The following is a 19054-nucleotide window of genomic DNA, read 5'->3' as shown; positions in this document are numbered from 1 at the left end:
CACCGGGCGACGGGCTGCGGCGGTCCGGCCGCGAGAGTGCTTGAATGGATGCCATGGCTGATCGTGATCGTGTGGACTTTTGGTTCGACCCGCTGTGCCCGTGGTGCTGGATCACCTCGCGGTGGATTCTGGAGGCGCAGAACGTCCGGCCCATCGACGTGACCTTTCACATCATGAGCCTGCACGTCCTCAACGAGGGGCGGGACATCCCCGAGGACTACCGGGAGATGCTGACCGGGGCGATCAAACCGGTCCGGGTGCTGGCGGCCGCCGCCGCGCGGCACGGTGACCAGGTCCTGGCGCCGCTGTACACCGCGATGGGGACCGAACGGCACGTCAACGGCAACGAAGACCACGATTCGATGATCGCCAACGCGCTGGCCGCGGCGGGCCTGGAAGCCGACCTGGCTCAGGCCGCCGACTCCACCGAGTTCGACGAGGAGATCCGCCGGAGCCATCACGCCGGCCTGGACAAGGTCGGCGACGACGTCGGCGCCCCGACCATCCACGTCAACGAGGTGGCCTTCTTCGGTCCGGTGCTGTCGAAGATCCCGCGCGGCGAGGAGGCCGGGCGGGTCTGGGACGGTGCGGTGGCGCTGGCCGGGTTCCCGCACTTCTTCGAACTCAAGCGCAGCCGCACCGAGGAGCCGGACTTCTCTTAGCACCGGCGGATCTAGCACCGGCGGATCGACGCAGGCCCCGTTCTGGGCCCTCAGGGCTGTCCGAGTGCAGGGCGGCTAGAACTTCGGTGAGGGCTGCAGACCGTTGGGCAGGCTGCCGGCCGGCAGTTCCGCCGGGGGCGGGGGCGTCGGGATCGGTACCGCATTGCCGCTGCCGACTCCGCGCTTGGCCGCCCGCGGCCGGCGGAACAGCGAACCCGAGCGGGTCCGGTCACGCAGTGCGGCGGCCCGCCAGGTCAGCACCGGGTGCGTGGCCAGCAGGTTCACCAGCGTCACGAACAGCCCCTTCTCCTGGGTGGCGCGGTCGGCGAACTGATCGAAGTCGATACCGGTGAGCATGTACTTGCCGGCCGCCAGCACCCCGATCGCCGGGGGAGCACCGGCCGGACGCGTGTAGTACCCGTAGTTGTCGGCGGTGTACTCCTGAGCGCGAGACAGGGTGGTGCCCAGGATCGGCACCGCCATCAGGGTTCCGGTCAGTAGCTGCCGCCAGTACGAGGTGTGCCCGGCCGCGATATGCCCGACCTCGTGGCCGATGATGAACTCCAGTGCCTCCGGGCTGCGGGCGGTGCCGCCGACCTCGAACAGGTCGGAGTAGACGACGATGTAGCGACGGAATCCGTGTCCGGAGGCGAAAGCGTTGATCGCGCCGTTCCCGTTGACCACGTAGGCGTCGGGCACGTAGTGCAGTCCGTACCGGGCGGCCGCCTCGACCATCATCCGGTAACCGTCGGGAAACTGCGTCGGGGTCATCTGCACACCGCTGACGCGCAACTGAGCGTAGAGCAGGCCGCGAGCGAAGAAGATGATCAACGGCAGCGCCAGTACCAGCAGGTAGTAGTCGCTGATCTCGCCGATCGCGACCAGCGCCAGAACCGCGGCATAGCCGCCCAGACTCAGCAGCACGATCAGCACCAGCATGGGGATCTCCCACGGATGCCGGCGGGGACTACTCGAATAGGCGGCCGGGGGCTGCCAGACCGCGTTCGGGCCGGGGTCATAGGGCGGGGGCGGCACGACCTTGCTGTCGGGCACACCGGGAACTGAGGGGATGGGCGCGTGGGTATCCACACCACCAATCTATAGTGAGGCCCATGCGGATTTACCTGGGTGCCGACCATGCCGGATTCGAGCGCAAGAACGAGATCGCCGACCATCTGCGGGCCGCCGGCCACGAGGTCGTCGATTGCGGAGCGCACACCTACGACGCGCTCGACGACTACCCGCCCTTCTGCATCGAGGCTGCCGAGCGGGTCGTGGCCGATCCGGGCAGTCTGGGCATCGTGCTCGGCGGCAGCGGCAACGGTGAGCAGATCGCCGCGAACAAGGTCAAGGGTGCCCGCTGCGCGCTGGCGTGGAGCGTCGAGACGGCCATGTTGGCACGGGAGCACAACAACGCCCAGCTGATCGGTCTCGGCGGCAGGATGCACTCGAAGGAGGAGGCGCTGGCCATCGTCGACGCCTTCGTCGCCCAGCCGTGGTCGAACGAGGAGCGCCACCAGCGCCGCATCGATCTGCTCGCCGATTACGAGCGCACCGGCGAGAACCACCTGCCGCAGGCCTGACCGGCGCTGACGGCGCCTCGCGGTCGTGCCCGAAGGTCATGCGCTGCACCGGCTCGCCCGGCGGCAGCAGCACCAGTTCGGCGGTCAGCGCCTGGCCGTGAGCAGCCCGCAGGGCCGCTTCGGTCCGGAGGCGGCGATCCTGGACGGGTTGGTCTTCGCCGACGCCGAGGCCTGGGGTAAGCACCTGATCTATCGGTTCGACGACGGACCGGAGGATCGGCGCGCGCCCCGGCTGGTTCACATCCATCTGGGCATCTACGGGGCGTTCACCGAGGAAGCGTTGCCGATGCCCGCCCCGGTGGGGCAGATCCGGCTGCGCATGGTGGGGGAGGAACTGGGGATCGACCTGCGCGGCCCCAATGCCTGCGAGCTGTACACACCCGAAGACCTGGCGGCGCTGGTCGGCCGGCTCGGTCCAGACCCCCTGCGCGCCGACGCCGACCCGGAACCGGCCTGGTCGGCGATCACCCGGTCGCGGCGCGCCATCGGGTCGCTGGTGATGGACCAGCGGGTGATCGCCGGTATCGGCAACATCTACCGTGCCGAGGTTCTCTTTCGCGCCGGGATCGACCCGCTGCGGCCGGGTACGTCCCTGAGCCGGGACGAGTTCGACGCCGTGTGGGCCGATCTGGTGTTGCTGATGCCGATCGGTATGCAGACCGGGCGGATCCACGTCATCCGCCCCGAGGACGATCACGGACCGCCGTCGTATGCGCCGAACCGGCCGCGCACCTACGTCTACCGTCGTGCCGGAGAGCCGTGCCGACTGTGCGGCACCCCGATCCTGTGGCGCGAACTGGAAGGCCGCAACCTCTTCTGGTGCCCGGCCTGCCAGCACTGATCGTCGACCAGCACTGATCGTCGGCCAGTGCTGAGGCAGCGCCGGTCGGCATTCTCAGCCGGAACTCAGCGCACTGCCGGACCGATCCCAGACCGTGGCGGCAGAGTCGGGGCATGATCACTGTGCTGGCGGTCGGCGGGACCGGCGAATCCTATTCGGGAGACGAGCGTACCGCTGTGTCGGGCATGCTCGCCGGGGTGACCTCCGAACTCGACGCGCGCTTCCGGGCGCGCTGGGTTCCGTATCCGGCCAGCTACGGGCCCAGTCCGCGGCTGGACGGGCCGAGCTACGAGTCGAGTCTGGCGGCGGGGGTGTCGGCGCTGCGGGACGCCGTCGAGCATGCGGTCCCGGATGATTCGGCGGATCCGGTGATGCTGATCGGCTATTCGCAGGGCGCGGTGGTGATCCGCCGACTGCTGAGCGACCCGGCGTCGGCGCCGCTGCTCCCGCGGATCGCGGCGGCCGGTCTGGTCGCCGACCCCCACCAGCCGCCCGGGGCGGTACGCGGCTGCACCGGCTGGGGTGTCGCCGGTCCGGGACCGGAGCTGCCGGCGGCCGTGCCGGTGTTCTGGATCGGTGCGCCCGAGGACCTCATCTGCAATGCGAGCCCGGATTCCCTGATCCGCGATATCGCCGACCTGTCGGGGAATCTCTCCTCCGGCCACGTGCGTCGTTGGGTGTCGGATATCTGGGACCGGGTTCGCAACGGGCGGCTGCAGAACGCCGCACGCACCCGGGTCGCCCCGGCTCAGTGGCGCCGCGATATCCGGCGGCTGGTGGTGGCCGTGCGGGAGGTGCGCGGCTATCTGCCCTCGGGTGGACGTCACGTGTCCTACGGTGCCGAGCCCTACCGGCGGGCGCCGTTGACCGCTCCGGAGGTCACCGGCTGCCAGGTCCTGGCCCACCGGCTGCAGGTCCAAGCGACGCTGGGGGAGCAGCGCAGGGCGGCAGCCTGACCCCCGATACGACTGAGGCCCCTCCCGCACGGGAGGGGCCTCATGGTCGTTGGTCGATCAGGAACCGACGCGGTTGGTGTTCTGGTTACCGCCGCCGACGGTGCCGCGCACCACGATCGGGGTGCCGCCACCGATGTTCTCGTAGATCCACTTGCCGTTCTCGGTGCTGACGTTGATGCAGCCGTGGCTCACGTTGGTCTTGCCCTGCTGCGCCACCGACCACGGTGCCGCGTGGATGAAGATGCCCGAGTTGGACATGCGCACCGCGTACTCGACCTCGGTGCGGTAGCCGTCCGGGGAATCGATCGGGACACCGTAGGTGGAGCTGTCCATGATCATGTTGCGGTACTTCTCCATGGTCCGGTACACGCCGTTAGGAGTCGGGTGCCGGTCCGAGCCCATCGAGATCGGCATCTTCTTGACGAAGCGGCCGTCCTTCCACCAGTAGATGGTGTGATCGCCGTCCACGGCCAGGGCGACCCAGCCGGTCGGCGTGGACACGTTCGGCATAGCCGGCACGCCCGGCGTCTCCGGCGTGGTCGGCTTCTGCTTCTTCGGTGTCGTCGGTGCGCCGGGAAGCGGCGGTAACTGGATCTCCGGCACCTCGACGACCGGGCCGTTCGGCCAGACGGTCACCGGTGCGGCCTGAGCAGCGGCCGGAGCGACCAGCGACAGAGATGCCGCAGCGGCAGCGACAGCGGTGAAGCGGGCAGACAGGCGCTTGCGGCGGCCCGGAGTCTTGGCGGAAAACACTGTGGTCAAACTTTCGTTAGGTGTCATGGAATGACGTCCCCCGTGACGTACCCACGCATCGTTACACAACTGTTGCCGTTCGGCCAAGGACCTCCGCCTGAAAAGTCTCTGAGGAAACAACGAAACCGCTGCTCGAAGGCCTGATAGCGGGCCGGTGAGCTGTCTCACCTTGAGGCGCAAGCCACCCACGCCGCCCGGTGCGGTCGGGGCGGACGGAGCAATCGGACCGAGCACCGGGACACGGCACGCGCCGGCGTGATCGCCCGTTCGGCGCGCCCGGGTGATCCGGATGAATCTCGTCTTCGGCCTGGCGGTTTGGCAGTTGAGGGTGCGCGATGCCGACACCGGCCGGGGTCGTGTTCCGGCAGCTTCTCGGGAGGCGCTTTGAGGTCTGGTCGGCATCTGCCGTAGAGTCTTCAGCGCACCGGGAAGGCTGTGCTTCACGGGGCAACGCGGGTGTAGCTCAATGGTAGAGCCCTAGTCTTCCAAACTAGCTACGCGGGTTCGATTCCCGTCACCCGCTCCAGAGGGCCCGGGCCGCAGCGGATGCGCTGCGGCTCGGGCCTTCTACGGGATGTGGCGCAGCTTGGTAGCGCATCCGCTTTGGGAGCGGAGGGTCGCAGGTTCAAATCCTGTCATCCCGACCAGCAGACATCGTGAGACAGCAATCAACAAGGAGCACCAACGTCGTGAAGAGCACCGTCGAGCAGCTGAGCCCGACCCGAGTCAAGCTGAATGTCGAGGTTCCCTTCGAGGAGCTGTCCGGCGACTTCGATCGCGCATACCAGGCGCTGGCTCAGCAGATCCGGGTTCCGGGCTTTCGTCCGGGCAAGGTTCCGGCCAAGATCATCGAAGCTCGTATCGGCCGTGACGCGGTGCTCGAGCAGGTCGTCAACGACGCGCTGCCGGCCAAGTACAGCCAGGCGCTGGCCGAGACCGAGACCAATGCCATCAGCCAGCCCGACATCGATCTGGGGGAGCTGGTCTACGGCGAGCCGCTGACCTTCACCGCCGAGGTGGATGTGCGTCCGGAGATCACCCTGCCGGTCTTCGCCGATCTCTCGGTGCAGGTCGACCCGATCGAGATCAGCGACGCCGATGTCGAGGAGCAGATCGAGAGCCTGCGTCAGCGCTTCGGCACCCTGGTGCAGGTCGACCGCGGCGCCGCCGAGGGCGACTTCGTGACGCTGGATCTGTCGGCGACCGTCGACGGTGCCGACGTCCCCGACGCGGCCACCGAGGGCCTGTCGCACGAGGTCGGCAACGGCGACCTGATCGACGGTCTGGACGAGGCGATCACCGGGCACAAGGCCGGCGAGTCGGCCACCTTCACCACCACCCTGATCGCCGGTGAGCACGCCGGCAGCCAGGCCGAGGTGACCGCCACCGTGCAGACGGTCAAGGAGCGCGAGCTTCCCGAGTTCGACGACGAGTTCGCTCAGATGGCCAGCGAGTTCGACACCGCCGACGAGCTGCGCGAGAACATCCGCAGCCAGGTGACCGACTCCAAGAAGTACGAGCAGGCCGGTGCGATCCGCGATGCGGTCCTGGAGCAGTTGCTCGACGATGCCGACTTCCCGCTGCCGGCCAAGGTGGTCGAGGACGAGGTCGAGGCCACTCAGCACCAGCTGATCCACGCCCTGGGTCACGACGACGCGCAGCTGGCCAAGTTCCTGGAGGCCCAGGACAAGACCCGCGAGCAGTGGGACGCCGAGTCGACCGAGGCCGCCGAGAAGTCGGTCCGCACCCAGCTGCTGCTGGACGCGATCGCCGACGCCGAGGGCACCGAGGTGGACCAGAACGAGCTGACCCAGCAGATCATCATGCAGGCCCAGCGCTACGGTATGCCGCCGCAGGAGTTCATCGAGCAGTTGCAGAACGCGAACCAGGTCGGCGCCCTGTACGCCGATGTGCGTCGCAACAAGGCCCTGGCTTCGGTGATCGGAGCGGTGACCGTCACCGACACCAACGGCGAGGTGATCGACACCGCGGCGTTCTTCGGCTCGGACGACGACGCCGAGACCGCGGCAGACGAGCAGGCCTGAGCCGACCGCCTGCACCGCGCAGTACCTCCCGCAGCCGGGACCGGATCTTTCTCCGGTCCCGGCTGCGGGCATCTGCGGACCGCTGCCTGCGCAGCGGTGAGGTCTACGGCGGGCTGGTTCGTCGTCGTCGAACATCGACCGATCTGTTCTGCTGTCAGCGAATCGCCGGGGTGTGGGGAACAACTGGGGCCCCGAAAGTGATTAATGTCGGTGACGCGCCTGGTGCCATTCACGCGATGGCACCCTTCGACAGATGGGAACTGCAACCGTGAGCAACCTCTACACGCCGCCCACCATGAGCTCCGGCGTCGCCGGACTGAATCTGACCGATTCGGTCTTCGAGCGGCTGCTGCGTGAGCGCATCATCTTCCTGGGCACCCAGGTCGACGACGACATCGCCAACCGCCTCTGCGCGCAGATCTTGCTGCTGGCCGCCGAGGACCCGAGTCGCGACATCAACCTGTACATCAACTCGCCCGGCGGCAGCGTGACCGCCGGTATGGCGATCTTCGACACCATGCAGCTGGCACCGTGCGATGTGGCCACCTACGCGATGGGCATGGCCGCTTCGATGGGCCAGTTCCTGCTGGCCGCCGGCACCAAGGGCAAGCGCCACGCGCTGCCGCACGCGCGGATCATGATGCACCAGCCGTCGGCGGGCATCGGCGGTACCGCAGCCGACATCGCCATCCAGGCCGAGCAGTTCGCGGCCACCAAGAAGGAGATGAACCGGCTCAACGCCGAGTTCACCGGTCAGCCGCTGGAGAAGATCGAAGCCGACGCCGATCGCGACAAGTGGTTCACCGCGACCGAGGCCCAGGAATACGGAATCGTCGACCATGTGGTGACCAGCGTCGCCAACCCGGGCGCATGAGCCGCCCGGTCGCACCCGCCAGCCACCACCACCTCACCGGAGAATCCATGTACAGCAATCTTCCGGCCGACGTTCGCGCCGGCATCCCCGATTCGGCTCTGGCGCTCAAGGAGATCCAGGCCCGCTACATCCTGCCCTCGTTCATCGAGAACACCCCGAACGGGCAGCGGCAGTACGACCCCTACGCCAAGCTGTTCGAGGAGCGCATCGTCTTTGTCGGCACGCCGATCGACCAGACCGTCGCCAACGACGTGATGGCGCAGCTGCTGGTCCTGGAGAGCCAGGATCCCGATCGCGACATCACGATGTACATCAACTCACCCGGCGGCAGCGTCCACGACATGCTGGCCATCTACGACACCATGCAGTACGTGCACTGCGACATCGTGACCGTCTGCCTGGGCGAGGCCGCCTCGGCTGCGGCGATCCTGCTGGCCGCCGGTACCCCCGGCAAGCGGGCGGCACTGCCTAACGCCACCGTGCTGATCCACCAGCCCCGCACCGGCGGTGCCTTCCAGGGGCAGGTGTCGGATCTGGAGATCCAGGCCGCCGAGATCGAGCGCATCCGCAACCGGCTCGACGACATCCTGGCCCGGCACACCGGTCAGGACCCCGAGACCATCCGCCGCGACACCGACCGCGACAACATCCTGTCGGCCGAACAGGCCAAGGAGTACGGGATCGTCGACGAGGTCTTCGACTACCGCAAGAAGTCCGCACGCTGACCCGCGGCCGGGTGCACGACACGCCGGTGTCGTGCGCCCGGTCGGCGGCTGACCGAGTCCGTAGGCTCGAAGGTCAGCTTCGGAGGACGGCCACCCCCAGGCGAGGCTCCGGAAAACAGATTGACCAGTAGGCGCGCAGGTACCCTTGAGTACGCGCAGATCAGGAAGTTGGTGCAGGCAAGATGGCACGTATCGGAGATGGTGGCGACCTGCTGAAGTGCTCGTTCTGCGGTAAGTCCCAGAAGCAGGTCAAAAAGCTGATCGCCGGGCCGGGGGTGTACATCTGTGACGAGTGCATCGATCTGTGCAACGAGATCATCGAAGAGGAGCTGGCCGAGACCAGTGATGTGAAGCTCGACGAGCTGCCCAAGCCCGCCGAGATCCGCGAGTTCCTCGACACCTACGTGGTGGGGCAGGACACCGCCAAGCGCACCCTGGCCGTGGCCGTCTACAACCACTACAAGCGCATCCAGGCCGGCGACAAGAAGGAGCCGCGCGGCGGCGAGAGCGTCGAACTGGCCAAGAGCAACATCCTGATGCTCGGCCCGACCGGCTGCGGGAAGACCTACCTGGCGCAGACGCTGGCCAAGATGCTCAACGTCCCCTTCGCCATCGCCGATGCCACCGCGCTCACCGAAGCCGGCTATGTCGGCGAGGACGTGGAGAACATCCTGCTCAAGCTGATCCAGGCCGCCGACTACGACGTCAAGCGCGCCGAGACCGGCATCATCTACATCGACGAGGTCGACAAGGTCGCCCGCAAGAGCGAGAACCCGTCGATCACCCGGGACGTCTCCGGTGAAGGCGTGCAGCAGGCGCTGCTGAAGATCCTGGAGGGCACCCAGGCCTCGGTGCCCCCGCAGGGCGGCCGCAAGCATCCGCACCAGGAGTTCATCCAGATCGACACCACCAATGTGCTGTTCATCGTGGCCGGTGCGTTCGCGGGTCTGGAGAAGATCGTCGCCGAACGTGTCGGCAAGCGCGGGATCGGCTTCGGCAACGAGGTCGCCCGGAAGAACGAGATCGACACCACCGATCACTTCGCCGATGTGATGCCCGAGGACCTGATCAAGTTCGGCCTGATCCCCGAGTTCATCGGCCGGCTGCCGATGATCGCCTCGGTGACCAACCTCGACCGCGACGCGCTGGTCTCGATCCTGTCGGATCCGAAGAACGCGCTGGTCAAGCAGTACCGCAAGCTCTTCGACATGGACGATGTGGAACTCGAGTTCACCCCGGACGCCCTGGAGGCCGTCGCCGATCAGGCGATCCTGCGCGGCACCGGTGCCCGCGGTCTGCGCGCCATCATGGAGGAGGTGCTGCTGCCGGTGATGTACGACATCCCCAGCCGCACCGATGTGGAGAAGGTCGTGGTGACCGCCGAGACCGTCAACGACAACGTGCTGCCGACGGTGGTGCCGCGCAAGAAGCGGGAGCCGCGGGAGAAGTCCGCCTGACGCCGGTGCACCGCCATCGGTGAGGCTGCCCTGCCTTGCGTGCAGCGCACCGCCGGTTACCGTGGAAGACATGACCGTCATACGCCGCAGAATCCTGTCCGGAACCATCGTGGCCGCAGCCGCGGCAGTCGTACTGTCGGGGTGCGCCTCCGACGATGATCGCGACACCCTGTCGGTTCCGCTGCACGACGCGAGCGGCGCACAGATCGCCACCGCCGAGCTGGAGTTCGATGACGGCTATGTGACGGTGGAGGTCAAGACCACCGAGCCGGGGAAACTGAGCCCGGGCTTTCACGGACTGCACATCCATTCGGTCGGTGAGTGCGCACCGAACTCGCAGCCGCCCGGCGGGGGCGAAGCCGCCGACTTCGCCTCGGCCGGTGGGCACTTCCAGGCCCCGGGCCACACCGGACATCCCTCCAGCGGTGACCTGAGTTCGCTGCAGGTGCGCGGTGACGGCTCGGCGCTGCTGGAGACCACCTCGAGCTCGTTCACCAAAGCCGACCTGGAGGCCGGCAAGGGGACCTCGCTGATCATCCACGCCGGGTCGGACAACTTTGCCAACATCCCGTCGGACAAGTACCGGCAGAACGACGGCACCCCCGGCCCGGACGAGGAGACGCTGGCCACCGGTGACGCCGGCGCTCGGGTGGCGTGTGGCGTGATCTCCGCGGGGTCGCAGGACTGATCGGGGTTCACCGGTGAGGCGGCCGGGTGACGGTATGATCGTGCGCCATGGGGACAACCGATCTGCGGCCTGATCTCGCGGCCGCTTACGGCAGATTGAAGTCGACCTCTGGCGGCAAGAAGTCGCTTCAGGCGCTCAACCGGATCCTGCAGCCGACGGAGACGGTCGAGGTGATCTGCCTGGCGACCCCTGGCGAAGAAGTGACCAAGTTCGAGGACTTCAGACTGGCGCAGATCACCTACGGTGTGCTGGTGGTGACCAGTTCGCGGTTCCTCTTCGTCCAGGAGTCGAAAGTGGCTCAGGAGCAGTTCGACGCCCCGTTGGCGGCTGTCGACTCGGTGAGCATGGCCGGACGCCTGATTCACGGCACGATCAAGATCGCTGCGAGCGGACAGTCGCTGCGATATCAGGTGGGCAAGAAGGACGGTTCGGTCTTCGTCGCGTGTCTGCGGAATGCGGTGGCAGCCGGGTTGCCCGCCGCGAGCGCCGCCGGACCGGTACCGCAACCAGCCCGGGTGGCCTACCCGGCGACGCAGCCCGAACACCGCTCGGCGCCGCCGGATCCCGATCAGAACCGCCAGTCTCCGCACACGCCGCCGTCGACACCGGTGCAGCCAGCGATGGCGCCCCCGAACCCGCCGCAACCGCCCCCGGTGCAACCGGCCATGGGCCCACCGCCGGGCTGGTACCAGCACCCCGGAAATCCGAACCAGCGCCGCTGGTGGGACGGCTACCGCTGGACCGAGCACATTCAGTGAGCCGCTTCGGCCGATCGCCCCGTTGGCGGCCCTTCGCTGCGAGACACTGGTGAGCATGACCGAGCACAGACAACTCAATCTCGCCGGTGTCGTCCTGGCGGGCGGCCGCTCGCGGCGCATGGGACAGGACAAGGCCTCCATGGAATGGGAGGGGCGACCACTGCTGACGGTGGTGACCGATGTGCTCGCTCAGCGATGCTCCCCGGTCCTGGTGGCCGCATCGAACACCTCCCAGGCCTACGCCGAGCTGCGCGATGTCGAAGACGTCGACTGGATCACGTCCGAGCCGATCGGCAGCGGTCCACTGGGCGGTCTGGTGGCCGCGTTGGAGGCCGCCGAAGCCGCCGACTCGCCGGCTGCCTTCGTGTGCGCGACCGATATGCCGATGATCGCCCCGGAACTGATCGATGAGTTGCTGCACGGGCTGACCACCTCTGCCGATGCGGTCGTGGTCCACGACGGTGGTCGTGACCATCCGATGGCAGCGATCTACCGCACCCGCGTGGTGCCGGTCCTGGTGGACCTGCTCGATAGCGGCGAACAACGGATGGTCGCCGCCCTCGATGCCATCCAGACCCACCGGGTCGGCGTCAGTGATCCGGCATGGCTGACCAATGTCGACTCACCCGAAGATCTGCACCGGCTCCGCGCCTGATCGGTCCGGTAACGACGGTCGTCAACTGAGCGATTCACCAGTACGGCAATCGCATCGGCGGGAGGTCGTCATGACCGTCATCACTTCCATCTGGTCGAGGATGGCCGCTGCGACGGCAGTGGGGGCCGCCGGAGCCCTGCTGGCAGCGCCCTCGGCGGTGGCCGCACCGGTTCCTGCGCCGCAACTGCCGGCGCAGGGACTCCTGAGTCAGGGCCTGGGTGCCTGGAGCGGTTAGAGCGCCGCGGGGCTGCGGGCACGCTGGTGCGTTTCGACTACACGAATACTGCAACGCTGCGGTCGGGCTCGGGCACCGTCCGCCCGTGTCCGGGGCCGTTCAGCGGACCTCTGCGTCTGCGGCTGCACACCGGTCCGGGACAGATCGTCGGAGTCACCACGATCATCTCGTCCGGTGGGCCCTGGCAACTGCCCGGCATCGCGACCTTCGGTGTGCCGGGCTGAGCCGCGACGGGCATATCCGTCACCGATCTTCGGCCGGAGTGTGCATAGCCGTCACGGTTGGCACCGATCGGTGACGGTTGTGGACAGCGGTGACGGCTGTGTGTGACGGCTGTGTCCGGCGGTGCGCAGCATCCGAGGAGAGCCCGGAGTCGCCGATCCCCTAGAATGTCGCTGTGACCACCCCTGACGCGAACGGTTCGCTTCCCGCTGCCTGGAATCCCGCCGAGCACGAAGAAGAGCTCTACAACGGTTGGGTAGAGGCCGGCTACTTCACCGCCGACCCGGCCAGCGACAAGCCGGGGTATTCGATCGTATTGCCCCCGCCGAACGTCACCGGTTCGCTGCACATGGGTCACGCCCTGGACCACACCATCATGGATACGCTGACCCGCCGTAAGCGGATGCAGGGCTATGAGGTGCTGTGGCTGCCGGGGATGGATCACGCCGGTATCGCCACCCAGAACATCGTCGCCAACCGGCTCGCCGACGAGGGCATCCGCAAGGAGGACCTGGGCCGGGAGGCCTTCCTGGAGAAGGTCTGGGAGTGGAAGGCGCAGTCCGGCGGCACCATCGCCGGGCAGATGCGCCGCATCGGCGACGGCGTCGACTGGAGCCGCGACCGGTTCACCATGGACGAGGGCCTCTCGCGTGCGGTCCAGACCATCTTCAAGAAGCTCTACGACGACGGCCTGATCTACCGGGCCGAACGCCTGGTCAACTGGTCGCCGGTGCTGCAGACCGCTATCAGCGACATCGAGGTGAAGTTCGAGGAGGTCGACGGCGAACTGGTGTCGTTCCGGTACGGCTCCATGAACGACGACGAGCCGCACATCGTGGTGGCCACCACCCGGATGGAAACCATGCTCGGTGACACCGCGATCGCCGTGCACCCCGACGACGAGCGCTACCGGCACCTGGTCGGCACGACGCTGGCGCACCCGTTCCTGGAACGGACGATCCCGGTGATCGCCGACGACTACGTCGACCCCGAATTCGGTTCCGGCGCCGTCAAGATCACCCCCGCCCACGACCCCAACGACTTCGCGATGGGGCTGCGCCACAACCTGCCGATGCCGACCATCATGGACGCCACCGGCGCCATCGCCGACACCGGAACCCGGTTCGACGGGCTCGACCGCTTCGCGGCCCGCGTCGCGGTGCGCGAGGCGCTGGCCGAGCAGGGCCGCATCGTCAAGGAGGTCCGGCCGTACATGCACAGCGTCGGGCACTCCGAACGCTCCGGCGAGACGATCGAACCGCGGCTGTCCATGCAGTGGTGGGTCAAGGTCGAGGCGCTGGCCGCCGCGGCCGGTGATGCGGTGCGCAACGGCGACACCGTCATCCACCCCCAGAGCCAGGAGCCGCGCTGGTTCGACTGGGTCGACGATATGCACGACTGGTGCATCTCCCGGCAGCTGTGGTGGGGCCACCGGATCCCGATCTGGTACGGCCCCGACGGGCAGGTCGGCTGCTTCGGACCCGACGAGACCCCGCCGGCGGGCTGGGAGCAGGACCCCGATGTGCTCGACACCTGGTTCAGCTCCGGGCTGTGGCCGTTCTCCACGATGGGCTGGCCCGATCAGACCCCGGAACTGGACAAGTTCTATCCGACTTCGGTCCTGGTCACCGGCTACGACATCCTGTTCTTCTGGGTCGCCCGGATGATGATGTTCGGCACCTACGTCGGCAAGCTCGACGACGCCGGACTGGCCGGTCGCGATGCGACGGTGCCCTTCGAGAACGTCTTCCTGCACGGGCTGGTCCGGGACGAGCACGGCAGCAAGATGAGCAAGTCCAAGGGCAACGGCATCGATCCGCTGGACTGGGTGGACCGCTACGGCGCCGACGCCCTGCGCTTCACGCTGGCGCGCGGAGCCAACCCGGGCAGCGACATCTCGGTCGGCGAATCCAATGCGCAGAGCGCTCGCAACTTCGCCACCAAACTGTTCAACGCCACCCGCTTCGCCCTGATGAACGGCGCCCGCGTGGGCGAGCTGCCGCCGCGCAGCGACCTGACCGTCGCCGACCGGTGGATCCTCAGCCGCCTGGATCAGGTCCTGACCCAGGTCGACGAGGGCTTCGACGCCTACGAGTTCGCCAAGGCCTGCGAGGCGCTCTACCACTTCGCCTGGGACGAGGTCTGCGACTGGTACCTGGAACTGGCCAAGGTGCAGAACCACGAGGGCCCGGAGCGAGCGGCATCCACCGCGCTGGTGCTGGGCACCGTCCTGGACAAGCTGCTGCGGGCCCTGTCGCCGGTGATGCCGTTCGTCACCGAGGTCCTGTGGAAGGCGCTGACCGGCGGCGAATCGGTCGTCGTGGCGCCCTGGCCGCAGGCCTCCGGTGAACCCGGCGACGCCGCGGCCTCCACCGCGATCGACGATCTGCAGAAACTGGTCACCGAGGTGCGCCGGTTCCGCAGCGACCAGGGCCTCAACCCCGGCCAGCGGGTCGCCGCCCGGGTCGACGGTCTGGCCGCCGAGCTGGACGTAACCCGTCCGTACCTGGAGTCCCTGGCCAAGCTGACCGCGCCGGGGGACGACTTCTCGGCCACCGCCACCGTCGAGGTGCGGCTGTCCGACTGCACCCCGACCGTGGCCATCGACACCTCCGGGCAGGTCGATGTGGAGGCCGAACGCAAACGCGCCGCCAAGGATCTGGCCGCCGCAGAAAAGGAACTGGCCGGCACCACCGCCAAACTGGGCAACGAGCAGTTCTTGTCCAAGGCGCCCGAGGCCGTGGTCGCCAAGATCACCGCGCGCCGGGAGCTGGCGGTGGCCGAGGTGGAGCGCCTCACCGCCAAACTCGACGAACTGGCGGCCCGGTGAGCACCGATCGCGAGGCACAACTCGCCGAGCTGGCAGCGGTCGAAGCCGAACTGGACACCCGCTGGCCGGAGACCAGGATCGAGCCCTCGCTGACCCGCATCAGCGCCCTGATGGAGCTGCTGGGTAACCCCCAGAACGCCTATCCCTCGATCCACATCGCCGGCACCAACGGCAAGACCTCGGTGACCCGGATGATCGACGCCCTGCTGCGCGCCTTCAGCCGCCGGACCGGGCGGATCACCAGCCCGCACCTGCAGCTGGTGACCGAGCGCATCGCGATCGACGGGCAGCCGATCAGCCCGCAGACCTATGTCGAGACCTACCGGGACCTCGAGCCCTACATCCAGATGGTCGACGACTCCTCGACCGCCGACGACGGCCCGCGGATGAGCAAGTTCGAGGTGCTCACCGCGATGGCCTACGCCGCCTTCGCCGAGGCCCCCATCGAGGTGGCCGTCGTCGAGACCGGGATGGGCGGGCGCTGGGATGCGACCAACGTGATCGACGCCGCGGTCGCGGTGATCACGCCGATCGGACTGGACCACACAGACTATCTGGGGGACACCCTGGTGCAGATCGCGGGGGAGAAGGCCGGGATCATCGCCACAGCGAGCCAGGACGCGCTCGTCCCCGACGACTGCGTCGCCGTCATCGCACCGCAGCAGCCCGAGGTGATGGACGTGCTGCTGCGCGAGGCGGTGGCCGCCGAGGCCGTCGTGGCCCGGCAGGACTCGGAGTTCGCCGTGCTGGAGTCGACCACCGCCGTCGGCGGGCAGCTGCTGCGGATCCAGGGTCTGGGCGGGGTGTACGACGACATCTTCCTGCCGCTGCACGGCGAACACCAGGGTCAGAACGCCGCGCTGGCACTGGCTGCGGTCGAGGCCTTCTTCGGCGCAGGACCCGATCGGCAGCTCGACGTCGAGCAGGTCCGCGCCGGCTTCGCCGAGGTCGCCAGTCCCGGCCGGATGGAGCGTTTGCGCGCAGCCCCCAGCGTCTTCGCCGATGCGGCACACAACCCGCACGGCGGTGCTGCCCTGGCCCGCACCCTGACCGAGGAATTCGACTTCCGACGGCTGATCGGGGTGATCGCGATGCTCGGCGACAAGGATGCCCGCGGCTTCCTCGACCAGCTCGAACCGGTCCTGGATTCGGTCGTCATCACCTACAACGGGTCGACGCGCGGGGTGGACCCGGAGGTGCTCGGTGAGCTGGCCGTGGAGGTCTTCGGCGAGGACCGGGTCCGTATCGAGCCCTTCCTGCCGGACGCGGTCACCGCTGCCATCGGGCTGGCCGAAGAGGGCGACGACGAGACCCTGTCCGGGGCGGGCGTGGTGATCACCGGGTCGGTGGTCACCGCCGGCGCGGCCCGCACACTGTTCGGCAAGGAGCCCGCATGAGCGCCACCCCCGAGTTCTCCGCTCCGGCGACCGACCCCTGGAAGGGCTTTCGCGGCATCAACGCCGCGGTGCTGATCCTGGAGGCGATCGTCATCGGCCTGACCTTCCCGGTGGTGGCGACCCTCGGCGACGGGGTGACGTGGGCTTCGGGACTGTATCTGGGGATCCTCTGCGTGGTGATGATCCTGCTCAGCGGCATGCAGGGACGGTCGTGGTCGCTACCGGCGAACCTGGGGATGCAGGTGCCGGTGATCATCGGCGGCGTCCTGTTCCACTGGTCCATCGCAGTGGTGGGCGTGGTCTTCCTGTGCGTATGGGTCTACATCGTCTACATCAAGCGCGATGTGCAGCGGCGCATCGCGCGCGGGATGTTGCCCGGCCAGCATCCCCTCTGATCTCGGTTACACTGGCTGCCGAGATCGGGTCGGGGCGAGAGATTGGATGAGATGACGCGACGTCGCCGCTGGGTGGTCGCCGGGGCAGCCGTGCTGCCGCTGACCGCCATGCTGTTGGTGAGCACCCCCGCCCAGGCGTTCCCGCAGGGGCTCGTCCCCGGGGCGGTCTTCGCCGGAGGCATCCCCAACACCACCGTCGTCGACACCGATGACCTGGCCGAGCAGCAGAAGCGCACCCCACCGGGCCCGCAGATGCAGAAGGATGTGCCCGGGCCGTTGCCGGCCGACGAGATGATCGAACCCGGTGCGCCCATGCCCGTGCCGAACGGCGCGTTCGGCTACCTGGCCACCCGCAATGCCACCCTCTGGTTGGCCGCCCAGCGCCCGGGAGATGCCATCCGTGCCCTGCCTGTGCCACCGCAGTACCGTGCGGCCAATGACGCGCTCGCCCGGCAGATGGGCCGTGAACTGACCGCAGCGGTGCGGACACCGGGAGCCTGCTTGCAGATCATCATCGACCCGCACTCTTCGGCGGGCAACCTGTTCGACTACGGCGTCTGGTCGGTCGACCGCCAGTACTGTCCGCGTTCCTGACCGCGGAGATCGGGCGGCCGCGACCGGTGCGCGCGGGCGTCGGGCCGGGCAGTACAGTGTGTCCTCGTGACTGAACAGACTCTCGTCCTCATCAAGCCCGACGGCGTCCAGCGCGGACTGGTCGGGGAAGTGATCGCCCGTATCGAACGCAAGGGCCTGACCCTCGCCGCCCTCGAACTGCGGCAGGTCAGTACCGAACTGGCCTCCGAGCACTACGCCGAACACGCCGAGCGCCCCTTCTTCGGGGAACTGCTGGAGTTCATTACCTCCGGGCCCGTCGTGGCGATGGTGGTCGCCGGTGACCGGGCGATCCCGGCCTTCCGGCAGCTGGCCGGCGGCACCGATCCGGTGGAGAAGGCGACCCCGGGCACCATTCGCGGTGACTTCGGTCTGCAGACGCAGTTCAACATCGTGCACGGCTCGGATTCTCCCGAGTCCGCCGCGCGCGAGATCGCACTCTGGTTCCCGTCCCTGAACTCGTAAGACGTCACCTGTTCTCCACCCGATCGCCTGCCGTGTGCAGTATTCGGGTGAACGTGTGGGATACTTGTCCGGTCGGGGCTGTCACACTTTGGCATCCCGATCGGACCACCAGCCGCGCAGGGGCCGTCACCCACGGCCCGCGCGACGATGGTTGTGAAGCAAGGCGTCCTGTGCGGCGCGAAGACCACACAACACCCGGCCGGAGACGGCCGCACACATAGCGAAGATCCTCGCGTGGCCGCGTCGCCTCGCAGTCCGCAGTGACGCGCCCGGGGGTCTCAAGGAGACCACGTGACCGATAACGGGTCGCCGACCGATGCACAGGCATCGGATGATTCGGCGGAAACATTTCCCCTACGACTCCGCGTGCATGCGCTCGCCCGAACGCTGGGTATCACCAGCCGGGAAGCGCTCGCGCACCTGCAAGACATGGGCATTCTCGCCCGTTCGGCGTCCTCGTCCGTCAGCCGGGACGAGGCACAGGCAGTCGCCGATCGCCTCGCAGCCCCAGACGACGCGGCGCCCGCAGACCAGGCGCACACGGTCGCACCGGTGACCGAATCGCTCTTCTCGGCCGTCGCCGTCGAGGAGCCGGCCGTGCCGGCCGCGGCGGCCGCCGAGACAGCCCCGCTGTTCCTGCCGCCGACGACGCCGGAACCGGTGGTCGCCGAGGAACGGAACCGCACCGCAGCCGGCAGCGGGCCGGCGGACGGCTCGACCGAGACAGCGGAATCGGCACCCGAAGCCGCAACCGGCACCGAGACCACGGACACCGACGAGGCCGAGAAACCCGAGCAGTCCGAGCAGTCCGAGCAAGACGAGCAGGACGAGAAGACCGACAGCGCCGACAGCGCCGACGGGACGGACGGCGAGGCCACGCAGCGCAGCAGGCGCCGGCGTC

General features: G+C 68.1%; 19 protein-coding genes, 2 tRNA genes and 2 pseudogenes. 21 read left to right on the top strand and 2 right to left on the bottom strand.

The genetic code is table 11. The features are described 5' to 3' along the window. Window positions 1-53 precede the first annotated feature (53 nt). Complete coding sequence (locus GOHSU_RS08735) at window positions 54-662, top strand: mycothiol-dependent nitroreductase Rv2466c family protein (protein ID WP_005939907.1); 609 nt, start codon at window positions 54-56, stop codon at window positions 660-662. Between the two features lie 75 nt (window positions 663-737). On the opposite strand, the gene GOHSU_RS08730 is transcribed toward GOHSU_RS08735, so the two are convergent. Beyond that, window positions 738-1751, bottom strand: a complete 1014-nt coding sequence (locus GOHSU_RS08730) for a M48 family metallopeptidase (RefSeq protein ID WP_005939904.1) — start codon at window positions 1749-1751, stop codon at window positions 738-740. Between the two features lie 23 nt (window positions 1752-1774). On the opposite strand from GOHSU_RS08730, the gene GOHSU_RS08725 reads away from it, so the two are divergent. The 3 genes from GOHSU_RS08725 to GOHSU_RS08715 all read left to right on the top strand — a co-directional run bounded on the left by GOHSU_RS08725 (window position 1775) and on the right by GOHSU_RS08715 (window position 4042). Beyond that, the gene (locus GOHSU_RS08725; protein ID WP_005939900.1) at window positions 1775-2245 is read left to right on the top strand and encodes a ribose-5-phosphate isomerase; all 471 of its coding nucleotides are present in this window, start codon (window positions 1775-1777) and stop codon (window positions 2243-2245) included. Between the two features lie 25 nt (window positions 2246-2270). Next, a complete protein-coding gene (locus GOHSU_RS08720) occupies window positions 2271-3086 on the top strand; it encodes an Fpg/Nei family DNA glycosylase (protein WP_005939897.1) in 816 nt (271 codons plus the stop codon). Window positions 3087-3199: 113 nt separating this feature from the next. Next, window positions 3200-4042: a PE-PPE domain-containing protein gene (locus tag GOHSU_RS08715; protein ID WP_005939894.1), complete on the top strand. Its 843-nt coding sequence runs from the start codon at window positions 3200-3202 to the stop codon at window positions 4040-4042. Window positions 4043-4099: 57 nt separating this feature from the next. On the opposite strand, the gene GOHSU_RS08710 is transcribed toward GOHSU_RS08715, so the two are convergent. Beyond that, on the bottom strand, window positions 4100-4795 hold the full coding sequence (locus tag GOHSU_RS08710; protein ID WP_005939891.1) for a L,D-transpeptidase: 696 nt from the start codon (window positions 4793-4795) through the stop codon (window positions 4100-4102). A 452-nt stretch (window positions 4796-5247) separates the two neighbouring features. On the opposite strand from GOHSU_RS08710, the gene GOHSU_RS08705 reads away from it, so the two are divergent. From GOHSU_RS08705 to GOHSU_RS16760, 17 genes and pseudogenes are all read left to right on the top strand, one after another. Continuing rightward, window positions 5248-5321: transfer RNA gene (locus tag GOHSU_RS08705), tRNA-Gly, on the top strand. Window positions 5322-5365: 44 nt separating this feature from the next. Continuing rightward, window positions 5366-5442 (top strand) — tRNA-Pro (locus GOHSU_RS08700). Window positions 5443-5484: 42 nt separating this feature from the next. Then, window positions 5485-6840: a trigger factor gene (gene tig / locus GOHSU_RS08695; RefSeq protein WP_005939888.1), complete on the top strand. Its 1356-nt coding sequence runs from the start codon at window positions 5485-5487 to the stop codon at window positions 6838-6840. Window positions 6841-7093: 253 nt separating this feature from the next. Further along, window positions 7094-7714: an ATP-dependent Clp protease proteolytic subunit gene (locus GOHSU_RS08690; RefSeq protein ID WP_051139554.1), complete on the top strand. Its 621-nt coding sequence runs from the start codon at window positions 7094-7096 to the stop codon at window positions 7712-7714. Between the two features lie 47 nt (window positions 7715-7761). Next, window positions 7762-8439 (top strand): ATP-dependent Clp protease proteolytic subunit, encoded by a 678-nt coding sequence (locus GOHSU_RS08685; protein ID WP_005939882.1) that lies wholly within the window; start codon window positions 7762-7764, stop codon window positions 8437-8439. Window positions 8440-8621: 182 nt separating this feature from the next. Then, on the top strand, window positions 8622-9896 hold the full coding sequence (gene clpX, locus GOHSU_RS08680) for an ATP-dependent Clp protease ATP-binding subunit ClpX (RefSeq protein ID WP_005939877.1): 1275 nt from the start codon (window positions 8622-8624) through the stop codon (window positions 9894-9896). A 70-nt stretch (window positions 9897-9966) separates the two neighbouring features. Further along, window positions 9967-10584: a superoxide dismutase[Cu-Zn] gene (gene sodC / locus GOHSU_RS08675; RefSeq protein WP_005939874.1), complete on the top strand. Its 618-nt coding sequence runs from the start codon at window positions 9967-9969 to the stop codon at window positions 10582-10584. 47 nt (window positions 10585-10631) lie between these two features. Continuing rightward, entirely contained in the window at window positions 10632-11342 is a 711-nt protein-coding gene (locus GOHSU_RS16770; protein WP_005939872.1) for a DUF2510 domain-containing protein, read from the top strand. Window positions 11343-11397: 55 nt separating this feature from the next. Beyond that, complete coding sequence (gene mobA / locus GOHSU_RS08665) at window positions 11398-11997, top strand: molybdenum cofactor guanylyltransferase (protein WP_029760046.1); 600 nt, start codon at window positions 11398-11400, stop codon at window positions 11995-11997. 70 nt (window positions 11998-12067) lie between these two features. After that, the gene (locus GOHSU_RS16765) at window positions 12068-12232 is read left to right on the top strand and encodes a hypothetical protein (RefSeq protein ID WP_155821075.1); all 165 of its coding nucleotides are present in this window, start codon (window positions 12068-12070) and stop codon (window positions 12230-12232) included. Window positions 12233-12629: 397 nt separating this feature from the next. Continuing rightward, complete coding sequence (locus tag GOHSU_RS08655; protein ID WP_005939865.1) at window positions 12630-15284, top strand: valine--tRNA ligase; 2655 nt, start codon at window positions 12630-12632, stop codon at window positions 15282-15284. Next, window positions 15281-16681, top strand: coding sequence for a bifunctional tetrahydrofolate synthase/dihydrofolate synthase (gene folC, locus GOHSU_RS08650; protein ID WP_005939862.1), 1401 nt, complete (start codon window positions 15281-15283; stop codon window positions 16679-16681). Before GOHSU_RS08655 ends, folC begins: the two co-directional genes overlap by 4 nt. Beyond that, window positions 16678-17076: a DUF4233 domain-containing protein gene (locus GOHSU_RS08645; RefSeq protein WP_005939859.1), complete on the top strand. Its 399-nt coding sequence runs from the start codon at window positions 16678-16680 to the stop codon at window positions 17074-17076. The genes folC and GOHSU_RS08645 overlap by 4 nt, the downstream gene beginning before the upstream one ends. Before the next feature lie 51 nt (window positions 17077-17127). Continuing rightward, entirely contained in the window at window positions 17128-17670 is a 543-nt protein-coding gene (locus GOHSU_RS16265) for a hypothetical protein (RefSeq protein ID WP_005939856.1), read from the top strand. A 66-nt stretch (window positions 17671-17736) separates the two neighbouring features. After that, window positions 17737-18153 (top strand): nucleoside-diphosphate kinase, encoded by a 417-nt coding sequence (ndk, locus tag GOHSU_RS08635; protein WP_005939853.1) that lies wholly within the window; start codon window positions 17737-17739, stop codon window positions 18151-18153. 291 nt (window positions 18154-18444) lie between these two features. Next, window positions 18445-18636 (top strand): annotated as a pseudogene (locus GOHSU_RS17375) (translation initiation factor IF-2 N-terminal domain-containing protein); the annotation flags it as partial. A 69-nt stretch (window positions 18637-18705) separates the two neighbouring features. Continuing rightward, a pseudogene (locus tag GOHSU_RS16760) lies at window positions 18706-19054 on the top strand (hypothetical protein); the annotation flags it as partial.

The sequence above is a fragment of the Gordonia hirsuta DSM 44140 = NBRC 16056 genome (assembly GCF_000333015.1).
Classification (GTDB): domain Bacteria; phylum Actinomycetota; class Actinomycetes; order Mycobacteriales; family Mycobacteriaceae; genus Gordonia; species Gordonia hirsuta.
This window is presented reverse-complemented; position numbering and strand designations above follow the sequence as displayed.

Excerpts from the sequence above, each read along its gene's own strand:
- GOHSU_RS08685 (WP_005939882.1), top strand. The coding sequence starts at position 7,762 with ATGTACAGCAATCTTCCGGCCGACGTTCGCGCCGGCATCCCCGATTCG.
- GOHSU_RS16265 (WP_005939856.1), top strand. The coding sequence starts at position 17,128 with ATGACGCGACGTCGCCGCTGGGTGGTCGCCGGGGCAGCCGTGCTGCCG.
- mobA (WP_029760046.1), top strand. The coding sequence starts at position 11,398 with ATGACCGAGCACAGACAACTCAATCTCGCCGGTGTCGTCCTGGCGGGC.
- GOHSU_RS08715 (WP_005939894.1), top strand. The coding sequence starts at position 3,200 with ATGATCACTGTGCTGGCGGTCGGCGGGACCGGCGAATCCTATTCGGGA.
- GOHSU_RS16770 (WP_005939872.1), top strand. The coding sequence starts at position 10,632 with ATGGGGACAACCGATCTGCGGCCTGATCTCGCGGCCGCTTACGGCAGA.
- clpX (WP_005939877.1), top strand. The coding sequence starts at position 8,622 with ATGGCACGTATCGGAGATGGTGGCGACCTGCTGAAGTGCTCGTTCTGC.
- sodC (WP_005939874.1), top strand. The coding sequence starts at position 9,967 with ATGACCGTCATACGCCGCAGAATCCTGTCCGGAACCATCGTGGCCGCA.
- GOHSU_RS08735 (WP_005939907.1), top strand. The coding sequence starts at position 54 with ATGGCTGATCGTGATCGTGTGGACTTTTGGTTCGACCCGCTGTGCCCG.
- GOHSU_RS08645 (WP_005939859.1), top strand. The coding sequence starts at position 16,678 with ATGAGCGCCACCCCCGAGTTCTCCGCTCCGGCGACCGACCCCTGGAAG.
- GOHSU_RS16765 (WP_155821075.1), top strand. The coding sequence starts at position 12,068 with ATGACCGTCATCACTTCCATCTGGTCGAGGATGGCCGCTGCGACGGCA.
- GOHSU_RS08725 (WP_005939900.1), top strand. The coding sequence starts at position 1,775 with ATGCGGATTTACCTGGGTGCCGACCATGCCGGATTCGAGCGCAAGAAC.
- GOHSU_RS08690 (WP_051139554.1), top strand. The coding sequence starts at position 7,094 with ATGGGAACTGCAACCGTGAGCAACCTCTACACGCCGCCCACCATGAGC.